Origin of the sequence: Ralstonia sp. TCR112 (genome assembly GCF_007997035.1) — a bacterium.
GTDB lineage: Bacteria > Pseudomonadota > Gammaproteobacteria > Burkholderiales > Burkholderiaceae > Ralstonia > Ralstonia edaphi.
The window spans coordinates 123333-142401 of sequence record NZ_VOSS01000005.1 but is presented as its reverse complement, the minus strand read 5'-3'; the positions used below and the strand labels follow the sequence as shown (position 1 = coordinate 142401).

17 protein-coding genes and 1 tRNA gene are annotated in these 19069 nt (G+C 63.2%); 5 read left to right on the top strand and 13 right to left on the bottom strand.

Translation table 11 applies throughout. The features are described from left to right. Positions 1 to 52 precede the first annotated feature (52 nt). The 5 genes from FUT88_RS02640 to FUT88_RS02620 form a co-directional block, all read right to left on the bottom strand. Complete coding sequence (locus FUT88_RS02640; RefSeq protein ID WP_027677664.1) at positions 53 to 700, bottom strand: C40 family peptidase; 648 nt, start codon at positions 698 to 700, stop codon at positions 53 to 55. A gap of 241 nt (positions 701 to 941) precedes the next feature. After that, positions 942 to 2597: an ABC transporter ATP-binding protein gene (locus FUT88_RS02635; RefSeq protein WP_147213693.1), complete on the bottom strand. Its 1656-nt coding sequence runs from the start codon at positions 2595 to 2597 to the stop codon at positions 942 to 944. Next, entirely contained in the window at positions 2594 to 3718 is a 1125-nt protein-coding gene (locus FUT88_RS02630; protein ID WP_147213692.1) for an ABC transporter permease, read from the bottom strand. Before FUT88_RS02630 ends, FUT88_RS02635 begins: the two co-directional genes overlap by 4 nt. A gap of 14 nt (positions 3719 to 3732) precedes the next feature. After that, positions 3733 to 4785, bottom strand: a complete 1053-nt coding sequence (locus tag FUT88_RS02625; protein ID WP_027677667.1) for a microcin C ABC transporter permease YejB — start codon at positions 4783 to 4785, stop codon at positions 3733 to 3735. 16 nt (positions 4786 to 4801) lie between these two features. Beyond that, positions 4802 to 6688 carry an extracellular solute-binding protein gene (locus FUT88_RS02620; RefSeq protein ID WP_147213691.1) on the bottom strand — a complete coding sequence of 629 codons (1887 nt, stop codon included), beginning with the start codon at positions 6686 to 6688 and terminating at the stop codon, positions 4802 to 4804. A gap of 308 nt (positions 6689 to 6996) precedes the next feature. Between FUT88_RS02620 and fabI the strand changes: the two genes are divergently transcribed. Continuing rightward, complete coding sequence (fabI, locus tag FUT88_RS02615; RefSeq protein WP_147213690.1) at positions 6997 to 7791, top strand: enoyl-ACP reductase FabI; 795 nt, start codon at positions 6997 to 6999, stop codon at positions 7789 to 7791. A 184-nt stretch (positions 7792 to 7975) separates the two neighbouring features. Here the strand turns inward: fabI and FUT88_RS02610 are convergent. The 6 genes from FUT88_RS02610 to cysS all read right to left on the bottom strand — a co-directional run bounded on the left by FUT88_RS02610 (position 7976) and on the right by cysS (position 14274). Continuing rightward, positions 7976 to 8069, bottom strand: a tRNA-Ser gene (locus tag FUT88_RS02610). A gap of 146 nt (positions 8070 to 8215) precedes the next feature. Then, positions 8216 to 9466, bottom strand: coding sequence for an aspartate kinase (locus FUT88_RS02605; protein WP_045204290.1), 1251 nt, complete (start codon positions 9464 to 9466; stop codon positions 8216 to 8218). A gap of 96 nt (positions 9467 to 9562) precedes the next feature. Further along, positions 9563 to 10981, bottom strand: coding sequence for a tRNA lysidine(34) synthetase TilS (tilS, locus tag FUT88_RS02600; RefSeq protein ID WP_147213689.1), 1419 nt, complete (start codon positions 10979 to 10981; stop codon positions 9563 to 9565). Next, a complete protein-coding gene (locus FUT88_RS02595; protein ID WP_009238448.1) occupies positions 10950 to 11918 on the bottom strand; it encodes an acetyl-CoA carboxylase carboxyltransferase subunit alpha in 969 nt (322 codons plus the stop codon). Before FUT88_RS02595 ends, tilS begins: the two co-directional genes overlap by 32 nt. Positions 11919 to 12004: 86 nt before the next feature. After that, positions 12005 to 12898 (bottom strand): DNA-3-methyladenine glycosylase family protein, encoded by an 894-nt coding sequence (locus tag FUT88_RS02590; protein WP_186829221.1) that lies wholly within the window; start codon positions 12896 to 12898, stop codon positions 12005 to 12007. Continuing rightward, positions 12883 to 14274: a cysteine--tRNA ligase gene (gene cysS, locus FUT88_RS02585; protein ID WP_147213687.1), complete on the bottom strand. Its 1392-nt coding sequence runs from the start codon at positions 14272 to 14274 to the stop codon at positions 12883 to 12885. Before cysS ends, FUT88_RS02590 begins: the two co-directional genes overlap by 16 nt. 253 nt (positions 14275 to 14527) lie before the next feature. On the opposite strand from cysS, the gene FUT88_RS02580 reads away from it, so the two are divergent. Genes FUT88_RS02580 through FUT88_RS02565 form a run of 4 tightly spaced genes read left to right on the top strand, consistent with a single transcriptional unit; the run spans position 14528 to position 17162 of the window. Further along, positions 14528 to 15178 (top strand): tetratricopeptide repeat protein, encoded by a 651-nt coding sequence (locus FUT88_RS02580; protein ID WP_147213686.1) that lies wholly within the window; start codon positions 14528 to 14530, stop codon positions 15176 to 15178. Between the two features lie 51 nt (positions 15179 to 15229). Further along, a complete protein-coding gene (locus tag FUT88_RS02575) occupies positions 15230 to 15811 on the top strand; it encodes a peptidylprolyl isomerase (RefSeq protein ID WP_147213685.1) in 582 nt (193 codons plus the stop codon). A 29-nt stretch (positions 15812 to 15840) separates the two neighbouring features. Next, a complete protein-coding gene (locus tag FUT88_RS02570; RefSeq protein ID WP_027677677.1) occupies positions 15841 to 16347 on the top strand; it encodes a peptidylprolyl isomerase in 507 nt (168 codons plus the stop codon). Beyond that, positions 16344 to 17162 (top strand): UDP-2,3-diacylglucosamine diphosphatase, encoded by an 819-nt coding sequence (locus FUT88_RS02565; protein ID WP_147213684.1) that lies wholly within the window; start codon positions 16344 to 16346, stop codon positions 17160 to 17162. Before FUT88_RS02570 ends, FUT88_RS02565 begins: the two co-directional genes overlap by 4 nt. Positions 17163 to 17183: 21 nt before the next feature. On the opposite strand, the gene cysE is transcribed toward FUT88_RS02565, so the two are convergent. Further along, the gene (gene cysE, locus FUT88_RS02560; RefSeq protein ID WP_147213683.1) at positions 17184 to 17930 is read right to left on the bottom strand and encodes a serine O-acetyltransferase; all 747 of its coding nucleotides are present in this window, start codon (positions 17928 to 17930) and stop codon (positions 17184 to 17186) included. A gap of 147 nt (positions 17931 to 18077) precedes the next feature. Next, positions 18078 to 18962 (bottom strand): RNA methyltransferase, encoded by an 885-nt coding sequence (locus FUT88_RS02555; RefSeq protein ID WP_147213682.1) that lies wholly within the window; start codon positions 18960 to 18962, stop codon positions 18078 to 18080. Between the last annotated feature and the right edge of the window lie 107 nt (positions 18963 to 19069).

Below are 19069 nucleotides of genomic sequence, written 5' to 3'. Positions count from 1 at the left end.
AAGACCGCCGCGGCGGTCTTTTTTCTATTGCGTGACAGCGAATCCCAGCGAATCAACCGCCGTACATGGCCAGCGGCTTGCCGGCGGCGTTCGGGTCGACGCGCTTGAGTTGCTCGACAAAGTTGTCGGCGCCGTCCTTGATTGCGGCACCGGAGTTGCCTTCGATGCGGCGGGCACCGTTGTAGCGCGTCACCCAGTACGAGGCGGTCATGTCATCCACGCGGATCTTGCTGCCGGTGGACGGTGCGTGCACAAACTTGTTGTCGCCGATGTAGATACCGACGTGCGAGAACGTGTGGCGCATGGTGTTGAAGAACACCAAGTCGCCGGGACGCAGTTCAGCCGTGTCCACGCTGGTGCCCACACGGCTCATTTCCACGGCGCGACGCGGCAGCAGGAAACCGAACGTGTCGTTGAAAACGTAGCGGACGAAGCCGCTGCAATCGAGGCCCGATTCCGGCGTGTTGCCGCCGAAACGGTAGCGCAGACCGATCATGCCCAGGGCGTTCATGACGACGTCGCCGGTCTTGCTCATCACGTTGGAGATGAGGCCCGGCTTGGCTTCGGGCTTGACGTCGGCGCGGACTTCCGTGTCCTTGAAGACCGTATCAGCATGCACTGCATTCGACACGATCACGCCGCAACCGATCACAACCCCTACCGCTAGGCGCGCCATGGAATGAAGTACGAAATGCTGCATTGGCTCTCCCTCGGAAACTCGTAATGATGCGGCGAACATACGCAGCCGCAAATGAGAACAGTCCGAATCTTGTTAAAACAATCTCGCAGGATGATAAAAGTGACACTTTGACTTGTCAAAGGTCGTTACAAATTCATCGGAATCCACATGCAAATCAGGCACTTAGACATGACTTTGGATGCGCATTCTTACAAAAACAGCGCATCAAAACTGCACTGATTCGGGGCAAACGCGGTGCGTTTTACGGGTTATCCCGGGCAGGGATGAGTGAGGCAGCCGCCATCAGCTTGCAGGTGTAGGGGTGAGAAGGCGATGCCAACACCGCTTCAGTGTCACCCTCTTCCACCACTTTCCCATCCTTCATCACCACCACGCGATGTGACATCGCGCGGATGACGGCAAGGTCGTGGCTGATGAATAGATACGACAGGTTGTACTTTTTCTGAAGGGCTGACAGCAGCGAAAGCACCTGCTGCTGGATTGACACATCGAGTGCCGAAGTGGGCTCATCCAGCACCAGCAGCTGCGGCTTGAGAATCAGCACACGTGCGATGGCGACGCGCTGGCGCTGTCCACCGGAGAATTCATGCGGGTAGCGGCCGAGCGCTGTGCGGTCGAGGCCAACTTCGCGCAGCGCCTCGATCACGCGGTGACGGCGCTCGGTGGCGTTGACGTGCGGTTGGTGCAGCGCCAGCCCTTCTCCGACGATTTCCTCAATCGTCATGCGCGGCGACAGCGAGCCGTATGGATCTTGAAACACCACCTGCATGCGCGCACGCACTGCCCGGCGCTCGTCGCGCGAAATGCGCAGCAGCGAATTGCCCAGGAAACGCAGGTCGCCGCTCTTTGCCGTTTGCAGCCCCAGCAGCGTCTGCGCGAGCGTGGTTTTGCCCGACCCCGATTCGCCGACGATGCCAAGCGTCTCGCCTTCGCGCAGCTGCAGCGACACAGCATCGACCGCGGTGAACGGGTCAGTCCGGAACCAGCCGGCAAACCCGGGGCGATGGCGTTCGTAGGTGACCGTCAGCTTGTCGGCCTCAAGCAGCACGGGGGCAAGCGGCACCAGCGGCAGGACGTCGCGCTGCGGACGGCTCTCGAGCAGCCGGATCGTGTACGGATGCTGGGGCGCGGCAAACACGTCGGCCGTGTTGCCGGTTTCGACCAAGACGCCACGCTCCATCACGCCGACGCGCTCGGCAAACGCGCGCACCATGTTCAAGTCGTGCGTGATCAGCATGATGGCCATGCCGAATTCGGCCTGCAGTTCGCGCAGCAATTGCAGGATCTGCATGCGCACCGTCACATCGAGCGCGGTGGTCGGCTCGTCGGCCAGCAACAGCTTCGGCGAGCACGCCAGCGCCATGGCGATCATTGCGCGCTGGCGCTGGCCACCCGAAAGCTGGTGGGGGAAGGCGTCAAACCGGCGCGGTGCCTCGGCAATGCCGGTGCGTTCCAGCAGCGCAATCGCACGTGCCTTGGCGGCGCGCTTGTCCAGGCCCTCGTGCAATTCCAGCGTTTCGACGATCTGGTTGCCGATCGTGTACAGCGGGTTGAGCGCAGTCATCGGCTCCTGGAACACCATGGCGACGTCGGCGCCGCGCAGGCCGCGCATCTCGCGCTCGCTGGCGGCCAGGAGGTCGCGGCCTTCGAGCAGGATGCGGCCGCTGTATTGCGCGTCGGCCAGCAATCGCATGATCGATAGCGCGGTCACGGACTTGCCCGAGCCGGATTCGCCCACCAACGCAAAGCGTTCGCCGGCGTGCAAGTCGAGCGAGACATGCTTGACGGCTTCCGTCACCTCGCCGTGTTCAGATTCGAAATGCACGCACAGGTCATCCAAGCGCAACAGCGGACCGTCGTACTTCGGCGTGGAGGAACGCAGATCGACGCGGGTCATTTCACCCCCGCCGGTTTCTGGCGCGTACGCAGTTGGGCGAATGACAGGCGCGTGTCGAAGGCATCGCGCAGCGCGTCGCCCATGAAGGTCAGCAGGACGAGTGTCAGCACGAGCACCACGAACGTCGACAGCGAGATCCACCAGGCATCCAGGTTGGCCTTGCCTTGCGCAAGCAGCTCACCCAGGCTCGGGGTGGATGGCGGTACGCCGAGGCCAAGAAAATCCAGGCTCGTGAGCGCAAGAATGGCCGCGCTCATGCGAAACGGCAGGAAGGTGATCACGGGCGTCAGGCTGTTGGGCATGATGTGGCGCCACATGATCTGCCAACTGGACAGACCCATCGCCCGCGCGGCCTTCACATAGTCGAGCGAGCGGTTGCGGTAGAACTCGGCGCGCACGTAATCCGAAAGGCTCATCCAGCCGAACAGCGACAACAGGATGATGAGCAGCCCAAGGCTGGGCGTGAAGATCGACGCGAAGATGATCAGCAGATACAGCTCCGGCATCGAGCTCCAGATTTCAATCAGCCGCTGCGACACCATGTCGAAGCGCCCACCGAAGAAGCCCATCAGCGCGCCCGTTAGCGTGCCGACAAGCACGCCGAGCACCGTGAGCGCCAAGCCGAACAGCACCGATACCCGGAAGCCATACAGCAACCGCGCAAACACATCGCGGCCGCGGTCGTCTGTGCCGAGCCAGTTTTCCGCAGAAGGCGGCGCCGGATTGGGCTCTTTCGAAAAGTAGTTCAGCGTCTCGTACGAATACGGATTGGGCGGGTAAATCGCAAAGCTGCCCGGCTCCTTGAACTTGTCTCGAATGAACGGATCGAGGTAATCCGTCGGTGTCGGGAAATCCCCGCCGAAGGTCGTCTCGGGGTACGACTTCACGATCGGGAAATACCAGTTGCCGTGATACTTCACCACCAGCGGCCGGTCATTGGAGATGCACTCGGCGCCCAGGCTGAGCACGAACAGCACCACGAAGATGAGCAGGCTCCAATAGCCCAGCCGATGCTGCTTGAAGCGGCGCCACGCACGCTTTAGCGGCGACGGCGAGTGGCGCACCGGATGTGGCGCGGCCGTGTTGGATGCATGCGTGGATGTGCGCGAATACTGAGTCATGGTCGCCGGCCCGCCTATCGCCCAACCGAGCCGAAATGGATCCGCGGATCGACCAGCACGTAGCACACGTCGGAAATCAACCGCGCCGCCAGGCCAATCAGCGTGAACAAGTACAGCGTGCCGAGCACGACGGGATAATCGCGTCGCATCACGGCCTCATACGACAGCAGGCCCATGCCGTCGAGCGAGAACAGTTGCTCGATCAGCAGCGACCCCGTGAAGAACGCGCCAATGAAGGCCGAAGGAAACCCCGTCACCAGCGGCAGCAGCGCGTTGCGGAAGATGTGCTTCCACAGCACGCGCCGCTCCGACAAGCCCTTGCTACGCGCAGTCAGCACATACTGCTTGCGGATTTCCTCCAGGAACGCATTCTTCGTCAGCATGGTGATGACGGCAAAGCTGCCCACCACCGATGCCATGACGGGGAGCGTGATGTGCCAGAGGTAATCCGTGATCTTGCCGAGCAGGCTGAGCTGATCCCAGTTGTCGGATGTGATGCCGCGGATCGGGAACCACTGGAAGAACGTGCCGCCGCCAAACAGCACCAGCAGCAGCACCCCCAACACAAACCCCGGGATGGCATAGCCGACCAGCACGATGATGCTGGTCACCAGATCGAACCGGCTGCCTGCGCGCACGGCCTTCGCAATGCCGAGCGGCACCGCTATGAGATACGTGAGAAAGAACGTCCACAACCCGATCGAAATCGATACCGGTAGTTTCGACTTGATGAGATCCCACACGCTGCGGTGCTGGAAGTAGCTCTCACCCAGATCGAAGCGCGCAAAACGGCCGAGCATCAAGAAGTAACGTTCGACGGGGCTTTTGTCGAAGCCATACAAGGCGCGGATTTCCTTGATCTTCTCGGCGTCGACGCCCCGACGGCCGCGATAGTCGAAGGCACCGCCACCGCTGGCCTCGCCGCCCGCGCCCCGCCCCTTCATCTCCATCATCATCTGTTCGACCGGGCCACCGGGTACGAACTGGATCACGACAAACGTGAGCGTGATCACGCCGATCAGCGTCGGGATCAGGAGCAGCAACCGTTTGATCAGGTACGCGAACATGGTGTCACCGATGCGGTCATTTGGCAGCCGATTGGGCGGATTCCGGCGTCCGCCACCAGGCCGTCAGCACCCAGGCCTCGGCCGAGTAGTAATACGGCAAGCGATCCGGGTACATCAGGTTCTTGTTGTAAGCTACGCGGTGCGAGGCCGAATACCAGTGCGGAATCACATAGCAACCCTGCATCAGCACGCGGTCGAGGGCGCGCGAAGCGGTGACCAGCTCGTCGCGATTGTCGGCACGCAGCACATCGTCGATCAGCGCGTCGACGGCGGCCGATTTCAGGCCGATCACGTTGTCCGAGCCGGCCTCGTCAGCCGCAGCGGAGCCGAAGCGGTCCTTCAGTTCATTGCCCGGGCTTTGCGAATCGGGAAAGCGCAGCGAGATCATGTCGAAATCGAACTCTTCCAACCGCTTCTGGTAGAGCGCGAAATCGGTCATGCGCTGGTTGACCTGGATGCCGAGCTTCTCAAGGTTGCGTGCATACGCCGCCATGACGCGGCTCATGGCGCCGCCATCGTCGAGCATCTCGAAGACGAACGGCTCACCCTTGCTGTTGCGCAGCGCACCGTCGGCGTAGGTCCAGCCCGCCTGGGCCAGAAGGCGACGTGCCTGCCGCAGGTTGTCACGGAGTGAGCTAGGCGGATCCGTCGAGGGCGGTGCGGGCAGCACACCAAACACCTCGGGGTCGAGCTTGCTGCGCAGCGGCTCCAGCAACGCCAGCTCGCCCTTGCTGGGCATGCCCGTGAGCGAATCCGACGCGGCCAGTTCGCTATTGGCGAAGTAGCTGTCGAGCCGGCGATATGCACCGTAGAAAAGCTGTCGATTGAGCCATTCGAAATCGAGCGCCAACGCCAGCGCCTTGCGCACGCGAAGATCCTGAAACAGCGGCCGCCGCAGGTTCATCACAAAGCCCTGCATGCCCGCGCCATTCCGATGCGGGAATTCGCTCTTGATCAACTCGCCGCTGCGGAACTTCACGCCGACATAGCTCTTGGCCCAGTTCTTGGCACGGTATTCCACCATGGCGTCGTACTCGCCGGCCTTGAACGCTTCCAGGCGGGCGGTTTCGTCCTTGTAGAGCTTGTACTGGATGCGCTCGAAATTGAACGAGCCACGGCGCACGTTCAGATCGCGTCCCCAGTAGTCGGGATTGCGACGGAAGGTAATGCCGCGCGACGGATCGAAGCGCTCGATCACATACGGCCCGCTGGCAACGGGATCCTGGAAGGTCAGCTTGTCGAACGCGACATCCTTGCCGCCATCCGGGTCGTCGGGCTTGCCGCTGCCCTTGCCCCACTTGGGCGAGAACACCGGCAGGCCGCCGACGATGAGCGGCAGCTCCTTGTTCTTGCGCTTGAAGTCGTAACGGATGGTGCTGGCGTCCACCACCGTCACCTTGGCCACATCTGCGGTCATGCTGCGATAGGCCGGGCTCGCGCCCTTGCCCATCAGCATGTCGTAGGAGTATTTGACGTCTGACGCGCGCACGCGATCGCCGTTGGAGAACCGCGCGCGCGGGTTGATGTGGAACGTGACCGAGAGTTCGTCGGGAGCCACCGTCACGTCGTCCGCAAGCAGGCCATAGCCGCTGGCGGTTTCATCCCAGCTCGTAATCAGGAGGCTTTCGAACACCAGTTGATTCAGGCCCGGTGCCGACGTCCCCTTGATCGTGAATGGATTGAACTTGTCGAAGCTCGTGCGGCGGTCTGGATTGCCGAGCAGCAGCATGCCGCCGATGGGCGCCTTCGGGTTCAGGTAGCCGAAATTGGAGAAACCCGCTGGATACTTGAGGTCGCCATATTCGGCGTAGCCGTGTGCCGCCCAGGCGGGTGTCGCGCAAATCGCCGCCAGCAGGCTGAACAGCGCCATGAATCGCTTGTGTGCCACAACGCGCACGCTCATTGCGCCCCTTGCCCCCAATGTCCTTGCATGCGTTGATCCGATTGATCGCTGTCTGAAAAACTGTTTTCGACGATTCTAACGCCCTCCCACGGCAATCCCACCAATTCCGGCCCGGGATCGTCCCGCATTGACAAGGCTGGCAGGCGTTGTGCGGCACCGCGCAAATGGGCAGGCGCCCCGCGCTTTCCGGTATGATCGCGCCCACCTAATTGCCTCGTGCCCCGGAAACCGCCGCTGCGCCGCTGCAGTGACGAGTGACCACAGCAACATACGGGCGCGACGTTGCCCCACATTTGTATGGAGAAACCATGGGATTCCTCGCTGGCAAGCGCATTCTGATTACCGGCCTTCTGTCCAACCGCTCGATCGCCTACGGCATCGCCAATGCCTGCAAGCGCGAGGGCGCGGAACTGGCCTTCACCTACGTCGGCGAACGCTTCAAGGACCGCATTACCGAATTCGCCACCGAGTTCGACAGCAAGCTGGTGTTTGATTGCGACGTCGGCAGCGATGAACAGATCGCCAAGGTGTTCGAAGACCTCGGCCAGCACTGGGGCCACTTCGACGGCCTGGTGCACTCGATCGGCTTTGCGCCGCGCGAAGCGATTGCTGGCAACTTCATGGATGGCCTGTCGCGCGAGTCGTTCCGTATCGCCCATGACATCTCGGCCTATAGCTTCCCCGCGCTGGCGAAGGCTGCGCTGCCGATGCTCTCGCCCAATGCCTCGCTGCTGGCCCTGACCTACCTGGGCGCTGAGCGCGTGGTCCCGAACTACAACACGATGGGCCTGGCCAAGGCGTCGCTCGAAGCGAGCGTGCGTTACCTGGCCAGCGCGCTGGGTCCGAAGGGCATCCGCGCCAACGGCATCTCGGCGGGCCCGATCAAGACGCTCGCCGCGTCCGGCATCAAGGATTTCGGCAAGCTGCTCAAGTACATGGAAGACGTGGCCCCCCTGCGCCGTAACGTCACCATCGAGGAAGTGGGCAACGTGGCGGCGTTCCTGCTGTCGGATCTGGCCAGCGGTATGACTGGCGAGATCACGTACGTGGACTGCGGCTTCAACGTGACCGCCGGTGTGCCGGACGTCGTCGGCCAAGGCTGATGCGTTAATGCACCCACGCATGCGCGCGCCATCTTCGGAAGGCGCATGCGTGGGGAGCAGACAAAGAAAAAGCCCGCATGGCGCAAACCATGCGGGCTTTTTGACGTGCAGTGCAATGCGAGCCGTCACGTCAGCTCGACTCGCATCCGCCTGTTATGCGCGCTTCCCGCGAGAAGCGCCAAACTGGCGGAGACGGAGGGATTCGAACCCTCGATCCAGGTTTTGGCCCGGATGCTCCCTTAGCAGGGGAGTGCCTTCGACCTCTCGGCCACGTCTCCCAAACTTGCGTCACACGAAGGAGCCCGTGCAACGAAGCGCGTATTCTAGCCACTTCACCCCACCCGGTCAACGACAACTGCATGACATGGGGTGAGAATCTATGGCCCCGGGTCGCCACCCGGCCATCCGGTGTCAGCTCAGCCGATTACGCCTGATCCAGCTCGAACGCCTTATGGAGCGCGCGCACGGCCAGCTCCATGTACTTCTCATCGATGAGCACCGAGATCTTGATTTCCGAAGTGGAGATCATCTGGATGTTGATGCCCTCTTCCGACAGCGTGCGGAACATCTTGCTGGCGATGCCCACGTGCGAGCGCATACCCACACCCACCACCGACACCTTCGACACCTTCGGGTCGCCCGACACGCTGGCCGCGCCGATATGCGCCTTCACGCTGTCGTTCAGGATCGCCAGGGCGCGCTGGTATTCGCCGCGCGGCACGGTGAAGGTGAAGTCCGTCTTACCTTCCACCGACTGGTTCTGGATGATCATGTCGACGTCGATGTTGGCGTCGGCGACCGGGCCCAGGATCTGATAAGCGATACCGGGCTTGTCCGGCACACCGATCACGGTGATCTTGGCTTCGTCGCGGGCAAAGGCGATGCCGGAAATGGCGGCGGCTTCCATGTTCGAATCTTCCTCAAAAGTAATCAGCGTGCCCGAGTTCATCTCGACGTCGAGCGGCATCAGCGGGTCGGTCAGCGACGACAGCACGCGCGTCTTCACGCGGTACTTGCCGGCAAACTCCACCGAGCGAATCTGCAGCACCTTCGAGCCAAGGCTGGCCATTTCCAGCATCTCTTCGAAGGTGATCTTGTCCAGCCGGCGAGCGTCGTCCACCACGCGCGGGTCGGTCGTATAGACGCCGTCCACGTCGGTGTAGATCAGGCATTCGTCGGCTTCGAGCGCGGCGGCAACGGCCACGGCCGAGGTATCGGAACCACCACGGCCCAGCGTGGTTATATGACCTTCGCTGTCGATGCCCTGGAAGCCCGTGATGACGACCACGCGGCCCGCGTCAAGATCAGCGCGCACGCGCTCATCATCGATCGACTGGATGCGCGCCTTGGTGTAGGCCGAATCGGTTTTCACCGGCACTTGCCAGCCTGTGTAGCTGCGGGCGTCGATGCCTTCGGCATGCAGTGCAATGGCCAGCAGACCCACGCTCACCTGCTCGCCCGTCGAGGCAATCATGTCGAGTTCACGCGGGTCGGGTTGGGCCGAAATCTCTTTGGCCATACCCAGCAGGCGGTTGGTTTCGCCGGACATGGCCGAGGGGACGACCACGATCTGGTGACCTGCACGGTGCCACTTGGCAACGCGCTTGGCGACATTCTTGATGCGTTCAACCGAACCCATCGAGGTGCCACCGTATTTGTGAACGATGAGAGCCATCTTGGAAAGATCAGGAGGAGGCGAAGCGGTGCAAAAGCTTTTGAAAATACAGCAATTTACATCGATCGGCAAGCAAATCACCGGTGACGATGTGTTTCAGAGCGCACCCTCGACGCCGGCCGACCACGTGATTTGCCAACCAGCACCGGTGTGCATGGCGGCTCGATTCATTCCCAGCCCAGCTGCGAACACGAGCATGTCGCCCGCATAAAGTAGCGGCAACCGCTCGCGCTCCCAGGCCGGAATGCCCGCCTCCTGATAGGCCTGTTTGAGCGCGCGGGACGGTGCGCCGGAGCGCAGCACGATGCGTTCACCGCCACGGCGGGGCGTCAGAAGGAGCGGCGCTTGCAACGTTTGGGCTGCAACACCGTCGTTCGCCACGGGCTCAAACAACAGCGTCCCGCCCCATGCGTCCAACGTCACGCGCTGTTCAGCCAGATGCGTCGGCTCGAACAGCGCCGCACCGATGGCAATTGCGGCCGGCTCTGGAATATCGCTGGCGCCAGCGTCGATCCATGCAACGCCACGGTAGCGCCTGACCTGCCCAGTCGGCAATTCAATGCGCAGCGCACCGTCATCTCGCGCGTCGGTCAACTGCGTACGCAGATCCTCCAGACGTCGACTTGGCAGCGCGCGCATGCCTGCCTTGGCCAACCACGCACGCAGCACCGCACGCTGACGTGGCACGGACAGTGCATTCAGCGCGGCCACGTTCAGCTCCTTCGCCGACGCGATTTGGGTCAGGTCCGCCTGTGCAATCTCGTCGATCAACGCGGCGGCCTCCGCCAGATGCGCAGCGCTGCGCGACAGCGCTTCGCGATACGCGGGGAAATGATCCGCCATGCCTGCCAGCAGCGGGCGCAATGCATTGCGCGCGTAGCGTGCGTCGGTGTTGGACGGATCTTCAACCCAGCTGAGCGCGTGAGCATGTGCGTACAGCTCGATCTCGCTGCGCGATGCATCGATCCATGGACGCAGCAACGTGATTGCGCCCGCCCGAGCCATCGGCATGGCGGCCAGCCCGTCGAGGCCGGCCCCGCGCATCAATTGCAGGAGTACCGTTTCAGCCTGGTCGTCCTGATGATGGGCCGTCAGCAGGATGGAGGCGCCCGTCTCCTCGCAAAGCGCTTCGAGTGCGGCGTACCGGGCTTCGCGCGCCGCCTCTTCAACGCCCTGCCCCGCATCGATCGCTACGTGGACGCGACGCGCATGAAACGCCACGCCGACCGCCTCGGCCATGCGTTGACACGCGCACTCCCAGACATCGGCATCGGCCTGCAAGCCATGGTGGATATGCAGGGCAACGAGCTGCACGCGGGCGCCCGCGTCGCGCCACGCGGCACACGCGTGCAGGAGCGCGGCGGAATCCCGCCCGCCCGACAGCGCGATCGCCACGATCGGTGTGTCGACCTCGCCAGAAACAACAAAGGCCGCACACGCGGCAACGCGTTGTGCGACCTTGTTGACGAGATCAGCCGACGAATCAGCGACCTTCGGTTTCCTTGAACTTGCCATAAGCCATCAGGCGTTCGTGACGGCGGGCCTGGAGTTCCGACGTCTTCATGCCCTGGAACTGGCGCAGCGACTCAGCGAGCGCGCGCTTGAGCATCGTCGCCATGCCCTTCGGATCACGGTGTGCGCCGCCCAGCGGCTCATTGACGATCTTGTCGATCAGGCCCAGCGCCTTCAGACGATGCGCCGTCAAGCCCAGCGCCTCGGCGGCTTCGGGCGCCTTCTCTGCGGTCTTCCACAGGATCGACGCGCAGCCTTCCGGCGAGATCACCGCGTACGTGGCGAACTGCAGCATGATCACGGAGTCACCCATGGCGATGGCCAGTGCGCCGCCCGAACCGCCTTCACCGATGATGGTGGCGATCAGGGGCACCTTCAGGCCGGCCATCACAAACAGGTTGTGGCCGATGGCTTCGGATTGGCCGCGCTCTTCCGCATCGATGCCCGGGAATGCGCCCGGCGTATCGACAAACGTGAAGATCGGCAGGCCGAACTTGTCCGCCAGCTCCATCAGGCGCTTGGCCTTGCGGTAGCCCTCGGGCTTGGACATGCCGAAATTGCGCAGTGCGCGCTCCTTCGTGTCGCGGCCCTTCTGGTGACCGATCACCATGCAAGCCTGGCCGTTGAAACGCGCCAGACCACCCACGATCGACAGGTCGTCCGCAAAGGTGCGGTCGCCGTGCAGTTCGTGGAAGTCGGTGAAGATCTCGCGGACGTAATCGAGCGTGTACGGACGCTGCGGGTGTCGGGCAATCTGCGCGACCTGCCATGGCGTCAGATTCGCGTACAGATCTTTGGTGAGCTGCTGGCTCTTGGATGCCAGGCGGGAAATTTCTTCAGAAATGTCGACAGCGGAATCGTCTTGTACGAAGCGAAGTTCTTCGATCTTCGCCTCAAGTTCTGCGATCGGCTGCTCGAACTCCAGGAAGGTTGTTTTCATGGATCTTCTGAAAGGCTCTTGAAGGCGCGCATTCTACCGGATTTTGACCGCCCGGCGACGCGCTCCGTTTCATCGAAATGAACAGATCAATAGGTGGTCGCGGTGTCGAGACTGCGCCACATATACCAAGTGGCCACGGTGCGCCACGGTTCCCAGTTGGCGGCCACTTCGCGCGCTTCGCTGCGAGTGACGGGTTCGCCACTGAAATAATTTTGCGAAATCGCGTTGATGAGGCCGATGTCATCCAGCGGCAGCACGTTGGGCCGCATCAGGTTGAACATAAGGAACATCTCCGCGGTCCATCGGCCGATGCCACGAATCTGTGTCAGTTCGGCAATGACATCCTCGTCTTCCATCTCGGCCCACTTGGCGACGTGCACGGTACCGTTGCGAAAGTGATCGGCCAGATCGAGGATGTACTCGGCCTTGCGCTTCGAGAGACCGCAGCCGGCCAGCTTCTCTTGACCGGCACGCAGGAATTGGGCGGGCACCAGCTTCGGGCACACCGCCACGACGCGTTCCCACACCGACTGCGCGGCCTTGACCGAGATCTGCTGACCAACAACCGACCTGGCAAGCGTGACGAACGGGTCGCCGCGCGAAGCCAAGTGCGCCGGGCCATACGTCGGGATGATCTTGCGCAGGATACGGTCGCGCTTCATCAGATCAGCGCAAGCTTCTTGCCAGTATTCGGGGGGGCCTGAAAGCACCACCTCTGCCGGCACAGGCAAGGTCTCGCCAGTCGCGAGCGTTTCGGGCAACGGCACCTTGCTCGCAGGCGCGCGTTTTGCCGGAGCCTTGGCGACTTTAGCGGCCTTGATCGGCGCGCTCGTGGCGACGACCGCCTTGCTTGCCGCGCCGTCCACCTTCTTGCCGACAGCTTTCTTGGCAGCCGGCGCCTTCACGGCCGGAGCCTTTTTGGTGGCGGTGCTGCGCGTTACGCTGGCTTTCTTGGCCACCGCGTTCATGCGCGTCTCCATTCGGTCAGGCCACCCGGTTTGTCTTCCAGGACAATGCCGGCGGCGAGCAGATCGGCACGGATGGCATCAGCACGGGCGAAATCGCGAGCGGCCTTGGCGGCGCGGCGCTCCTCGATACGCGCTTCCACTTCGGCGGCGGCCAGGCCATCGGCCGACACGCCGCCCTGCAGGAACGCGTGCGGATCGCGGCCCAGCAAACCCATCACGCCGGCCAGCGCGGCCAGCTGGCTGGCCAGTTCGGGCGAGCGCGTCTTGTTCACTTCGCTCGCCAGCTCAAACAGCACCGACACGGCGACCGGCGTGTTGAAATCGTCGTTCATCGCTTCCAGGAAGCGCTTGCCGTGCGACTCGTTCCAGTCGGGCTTGGCACCCGCCGCTGCCGGCACATCCTTGAGCGCCGTGTACAAACGCGTGAGCGCGTGGCGCGCATCATCGAGATGGGCGTCGCTGTAATTCAAGTCGCTACGATAGTGCGAGCGCAGGATGAAGAAACGCACGACCTCCGCGTCGTACACCTTCAGCACATCGCGGATGGTGAAGAAGTTGCCGAGCGATTTCGACATCTTCTCGTCGTTCACACGGACGAAGCCGTTGTGCATCCATGTATTGACGAACGTCTTGCCGGTCGCGCCTTCGGACTGGGCAATCTCGTTCTCGTGATGCGGGAACTGCAGGTCGGCGCCGCCACCGTGCAGGTCGAAATGCTCGCCCAGCAGCTCGCAGCTCATCGCCGAGCACTCGATATGCCAGCCCGGGCGGCCCTCGCCCCACGGCGACGCCCAGCGCGACTCGGCCGGTTCATCGGCCTTGGCGGATTTCCACAACACGAAGTCGAGCGGATCCTGCTTGGCATCGTTGGCAGCCACGCGCTCGCCCGCACGCAGGTCTTCGAGCGACTTGCCCGACAGCTTGCCGTAACCGGGAAACTTGCGCACCGCGTAGTTCACGTCGCCATCGGTGGCCTGATAGGCGAGACCGTTCGTCTGCAGCCTGCCGATCATGTTCAGCATCTGCGGCACGTATTCGGTGGCGCGGGGCTCGTGGTCGGGGCGCTGCACGCCGAGCGCATCGGCGTCTTCGTGCATGGCGGCGATGAAGCGGCCCGTCAGCGCACTCATCGTCTCGCCGTTCTCGACCGCACGCTTGATGATCTTGTCGTCGATGTCGGTGATGTTGCGCACGTAGGTCACCTCGTAACCTGACGCGCGCAGCCACCGCTGCACCATGTCGAACACCACCATGACCCGCGCATGCCCCACGTGACAGTAGTCGTACACCGTCATCCCGCACACGTACATGCGCACGCGGCCGGGCTCGATGGGGACGAACGTCTGTTTCTCACGCGCGAGCGTGTTGTAAATCTTGAGTGATTCCATGAAGCGGTGTCGGGAGACTCAGCGCGCCGCGCATGCGAGGTACAACGTTGCGGGCGGACTAAATTGGAGGCAATCGGCGCCGGCGAGGCGCCTGCAAAACTAGCGGCATATCTTACCGGAACTGCGCTGACGGGGCGGCCTGCCGGTGCGCCTGGCATGCTCCCCGTCAAGAACCTTTCCCGGTGCGCACGGCCGCTGCTGCGCACAAAGACGGTTTGTTAGAATGCGCCGGAGTATAACGGAACCGATTCTCATGAACAGACCGCTGCGTCAGACCGCTGCAACCCTGGCTTGCCTGCTCGCCATGTCGGCAGCACCGGCCTTCGCCCAGACCGCCGGCTTTGCCTTGCCGGCCGATTTGATGCCCAGCACGCAGCAAGCGCCGCAGGTCGCGCGCCAGAAGCGCATCGACGACGCGTTGGCCAAGAAGCAATACGCCGAGGCACTGGCCGAGTTGGACAAGGACGTCGCCTCCCAGCCGCGCAACGCGCAGGCACGCTTCCAGCGCGGCGTGGCGCTTGCCGGCCTCGGCCGCGCCGACGACGCGATCGTGGCCTTCAGCCAGATGACGCAGGACTTCCCGGAGCTGCCCGAGCCGTACATCAACCTGGCCGCGCTGTATGCCGAGCGCGGCGAACTCCTCCGTGCCCGCGACAGCCTGATCATGGCGAACCGCGTAGCGCCGGAAAATGCGCTGGCGCAATCCAATCTGGGCGATGTCTACGTCCGCCTGGCCGCGCAGTCGTACCAAAGCGCCATCAAGCTGAACCCGAAGAACGCCACCGCGCGTGCACGCCTGGATGCCCTGCCCGATCTGCCGGGTGTGCACCCCGCGTCCAAACCTGCCCCGACCACGCTGCCTGCAGCCAGCGGCGTGAGCGCCAAGCCGGCCAAGCGTCAATAAAAAGACGCAGCCGATCCTGCTTTTCCCACCCCAAGTTCTCTCTCGCTGACCATGCTCCGTATCCGCTTCCTCTTTGCCGGGCTCGTGTGTGCACTGGCCGTAACCGCCACCGCCGCCACGGCAGCCACCGCGTCCGCGCCGCGCGTCCAGTTCAAGACGTCGATGGGCAACTTCACCGTTGAGGTGTATCCGGACAAGGCGCCCAAGACGGTCGCCAACTTCCTGCAGTACGTGAAGGACGGCTTCTACAAGGGCACGATCTTCCACCGCGTGATGGACGGCTTCATGATCCAGGGCGGCGGCTTCACGGCAGACATGAAGCAGAAGGACACGCGCCCGCCGGTCGAAATCGAATCGAAGAACGGCCTGAAGAACGACAAGTACACGATCGCCATGGCGCGCACCATGGACCCGAACTCCGCCACGGCGCAGTTCTACGTGAACGTGGTCGACAACAACATGCTGAACTACCCTGGTCAGGACGGTTACGGCTATACCGTCTTCGGCAAGGTCGTCGAGGGCACCGACACCATCGACAAGATCAAGGCGGTGGAAACCACCACCAAGCTCCCGCACCAGAACGTGCCCGTGAAGCCGATCTTGATTGAATCGGCCACCGTCGTCTCCAAGTAACGCTTTTTGCCCCACCCAAGGAATTCACCATGACCCAAGTCAAGCTGCACACCAACCACGGCGACATCACCCTGGCCCTGGACGCTGAGAAGGCACCGAAGTCGGTTGCCAACTTCGTCTCCTATGTGAAGGATGGCCACTACAACGGCACGGTGTTCCACCGCGTCATCAAGGGCTTCATGATCCAGGGCGGCGGCTTCGAGCCGGGCGAGAAGATGAACCAGAAGCCCACGAAGGCTCCGATCGACAACGAAGCCAACAACGGCCTGAAGAACGAGCGCGGCGCCATTGCCATGGCACGCACCAACGATCCGCACTCGGCCACGGCCCAGTTCTTCATCAACACGGTCGACAACGACTTCCTGAACCACACGTCGCCGACGCCGCAAGGCTGGGGCTACGCCGTGTTCGGGAAGGTGACCGAAGGCATGGACGTGGTCGACAAGATCCGTTCGGTGCGCACGGGCAACCGCGGTTTCCACCAAGACGTGCCGATGGAAGACGTGATCATCGAAAGCGCCGAAGTGATCGAATGATCGAGGCAGCGCACGCCGCACAGGCCTCCGCGCTGAAGACACCGGTCCGGGTTTCCGGGCCGGTGTTTTTTATTTCGGATCTGCACCTGACGGCCAGCATGCCGGCCACCGCCGCCGCGTTCGAGCGTTTTCTGCGCACGCGCGCCCGCGAGGCAAGCACGCTCGTCATCCTGGGTGACTTCTTCGAATACTGGGTCGGCGATGAAGAACTCGCGGATCCGTTCCACCAGCACATCGCCAGCTTGCTCGCTGAACTGGCCGGGGCTGGCACGCGCGTGCTGTTTATGCACGGCAATCGGGACTTTCTGCTCGGCAAGCGTTTTCTGAAGGCTGCGCACGCCACGCTGCTGCCCGATCCCTCCGTGCTCGAAGCAGACGATGGCCAGCGTATCGCGCTCGCCCACGGCGACGCGCTCTGCACGCACGACAGGGCGTACATGCGCTTTCGCCACTGGACGCGCAAGCGCTGGGTGCAGTCGATATTCCTGGCGATGCCGCTGCGCTGGCGGCTGAAGATCGCGCAGAAGATGCGCGCGGAAAGCGAAGCCGGCCGCGCCATGTCCGCCAATGTCGCCGGTGAGCCCCGCGCCGCCGCAATGATGGGCGACGTCGCACCCGAAGCGGTGGATGCGCTGCTCAAGGCATCGAATTCCAGCACGCTGATCCACGGCCACACGCACCGCCCGCAACTGCATCACGAGCCGAGCGGTGACCGCTGGGTTCTTTCCGACTGGGATTTCGATCAAGCGCAGCCGCGCGGCAGTTTCCTCAAGCTGCAGGACGGCGCACTGACGGTCGAGCAAGTGGCGGCATGATCTGCCGCCACCTGCCCTTGCTTACTTGAGCATCCGCTTCAGCTCGCTCGCATCGAACGGATCGTTCGGCGAGTTTTCCAGGTGCGCGCCCAGGCGATCCAGCGCGGAAAGAATCGACTCGATGCGTTCCTGCTGAAGCTCGCTGTGGTCGATCAGCCGTTTAAGCGCCAGCGATACAGGATCGTCCGCATCCGGTGTGATGCCATACGCGGAAAACTCCTGCTTGAGCGCAGACCGCGCCTCGGTCGCCACATCACGCTCGATGATGCGCGCCGGAATGCCAACCGCCGTTGCCCCCGGTGGCACCGGCTTGAGCACGACCGCATTGGAGCCGACGCGCGCCCCGTCCCCGATGACAAAACCGCCCAGCACCTTGGCGCCTGCACTGACCACCACGCCCTTGCCGAGCGTCGGATGCCGCTTGGCGCCCTTGTAGAGCGACGTGCCGCCCAGCGTGACACCCTGGTAGATCGTGCAGTCGTCACCGATCTCAGCGGTCTCGCCAATCACGACGCCCATGCCGTGGTCGATGAACACGCGCCGGCCGACCGTCGCGCCGGGGTGGATCTCGATGCCGGTAAGGAAACGCCCGAGGTGCGAGAACCACCGCCCCAGCCACCGGAAGCCGCTGTGCCAACACGCATGCGCGATTCGATGGACGATGATGGCGTGCAGGCCTGGGTAGCAGGTCAGCACTTCCCAGCGGCTGCGCGCGGCCGGGTCTCGCTCCATGATGGCGCCGATATCTTCGCGAATGCGTGTGAACATCTTGAGGTGTGTGGATCGTTATATCTATATGCGCGATGCGCTGAGGGCAGTGTAAGGCATTGCCTTACCGCGCTGCGGCAAGGGTTTTAACCAGACATGCAGGGGATGCCGCCCGGTTTGATCAACAACGGGCGGCGTTCAGGGCGATCAGCGACAGTCGTCGGCAGCGCCGGTGGGTGGCGTGGTCGCTGCAGCGCGGCGGCCGAGCATGCGCTTGGCGATTCCGCGCAAGATGTTGACCTCTTCGGTCTCCAGCTGCGTGCGGGCGAACAGACGCCGCAGGCGCGGCATCAGCTTTTTCGGCTGGGCCGGGTCGAGAAAACCGATCTCGACCAAGCCCTGCTCCAGATGTTCGAACATGCCGTCGATCTGCTCGGCGGTAGCTGGCTCGCCGACAAAGCCGACGCCTTCCATGCGGGTGTCGCCCGTGCCGGTGCCGGCCAGCAGCGCCATGCGGACCTCGTACGCAATCAACTGCACCGCCTGCGACAGGTTCAGCGAGGCATACGCCGGGTTGGCTGGAATGTGCGTGACGACGTGGCAGCGCTCCACCACCTCGTTGGGCAAGCCGAATCGCTCGTTGCCGAAGACGAAGGCGACGGTGGCGCCCGGCGCAGCCAGCAATGCAGCCACCTCTTCTGCCGCAGCGCGCGGGCCGATTCGGCGGGGCCCGAATTCGCGCGGGCGCGCAGTCAATGCAATGGTCAGCGAGGCGCCGGCCAGCGCTTCCCCAATGTCGTCGACCACCCGGGCGGCGGCCAGCACGTCATCGGCGCCGCTTGCCATGGCAACGGCATCGGCGTGGCGTTGGGCCTCGGCCTCGCGCGGGCGGACGAGCACGAAGCTGCCGGGCTCGCCAAACCCCATCGTCTTGAGCGCACGTGCCGTGGAGCCGACATTGCCGGGGTGACTGGTCTCGACCAGCACGAAACGGCACCGCGCGGCGCGCTGGCGCAGCGTTTCCGGGTCGGCAGGGTTGGTGTTTGGAGCGCTCATTGGCGCAATTCGCGCGGCGCCGGAGGCGGGGTTCATATACAATACGGCCACTCTTTTGACGGCGGGCAGGATCGCGAGATTGGCCCGCCGCTCGTTCTTCTACAATTCGTTGTGTTGTTTCGCCTGCGGCCGCTTCCGAAAAA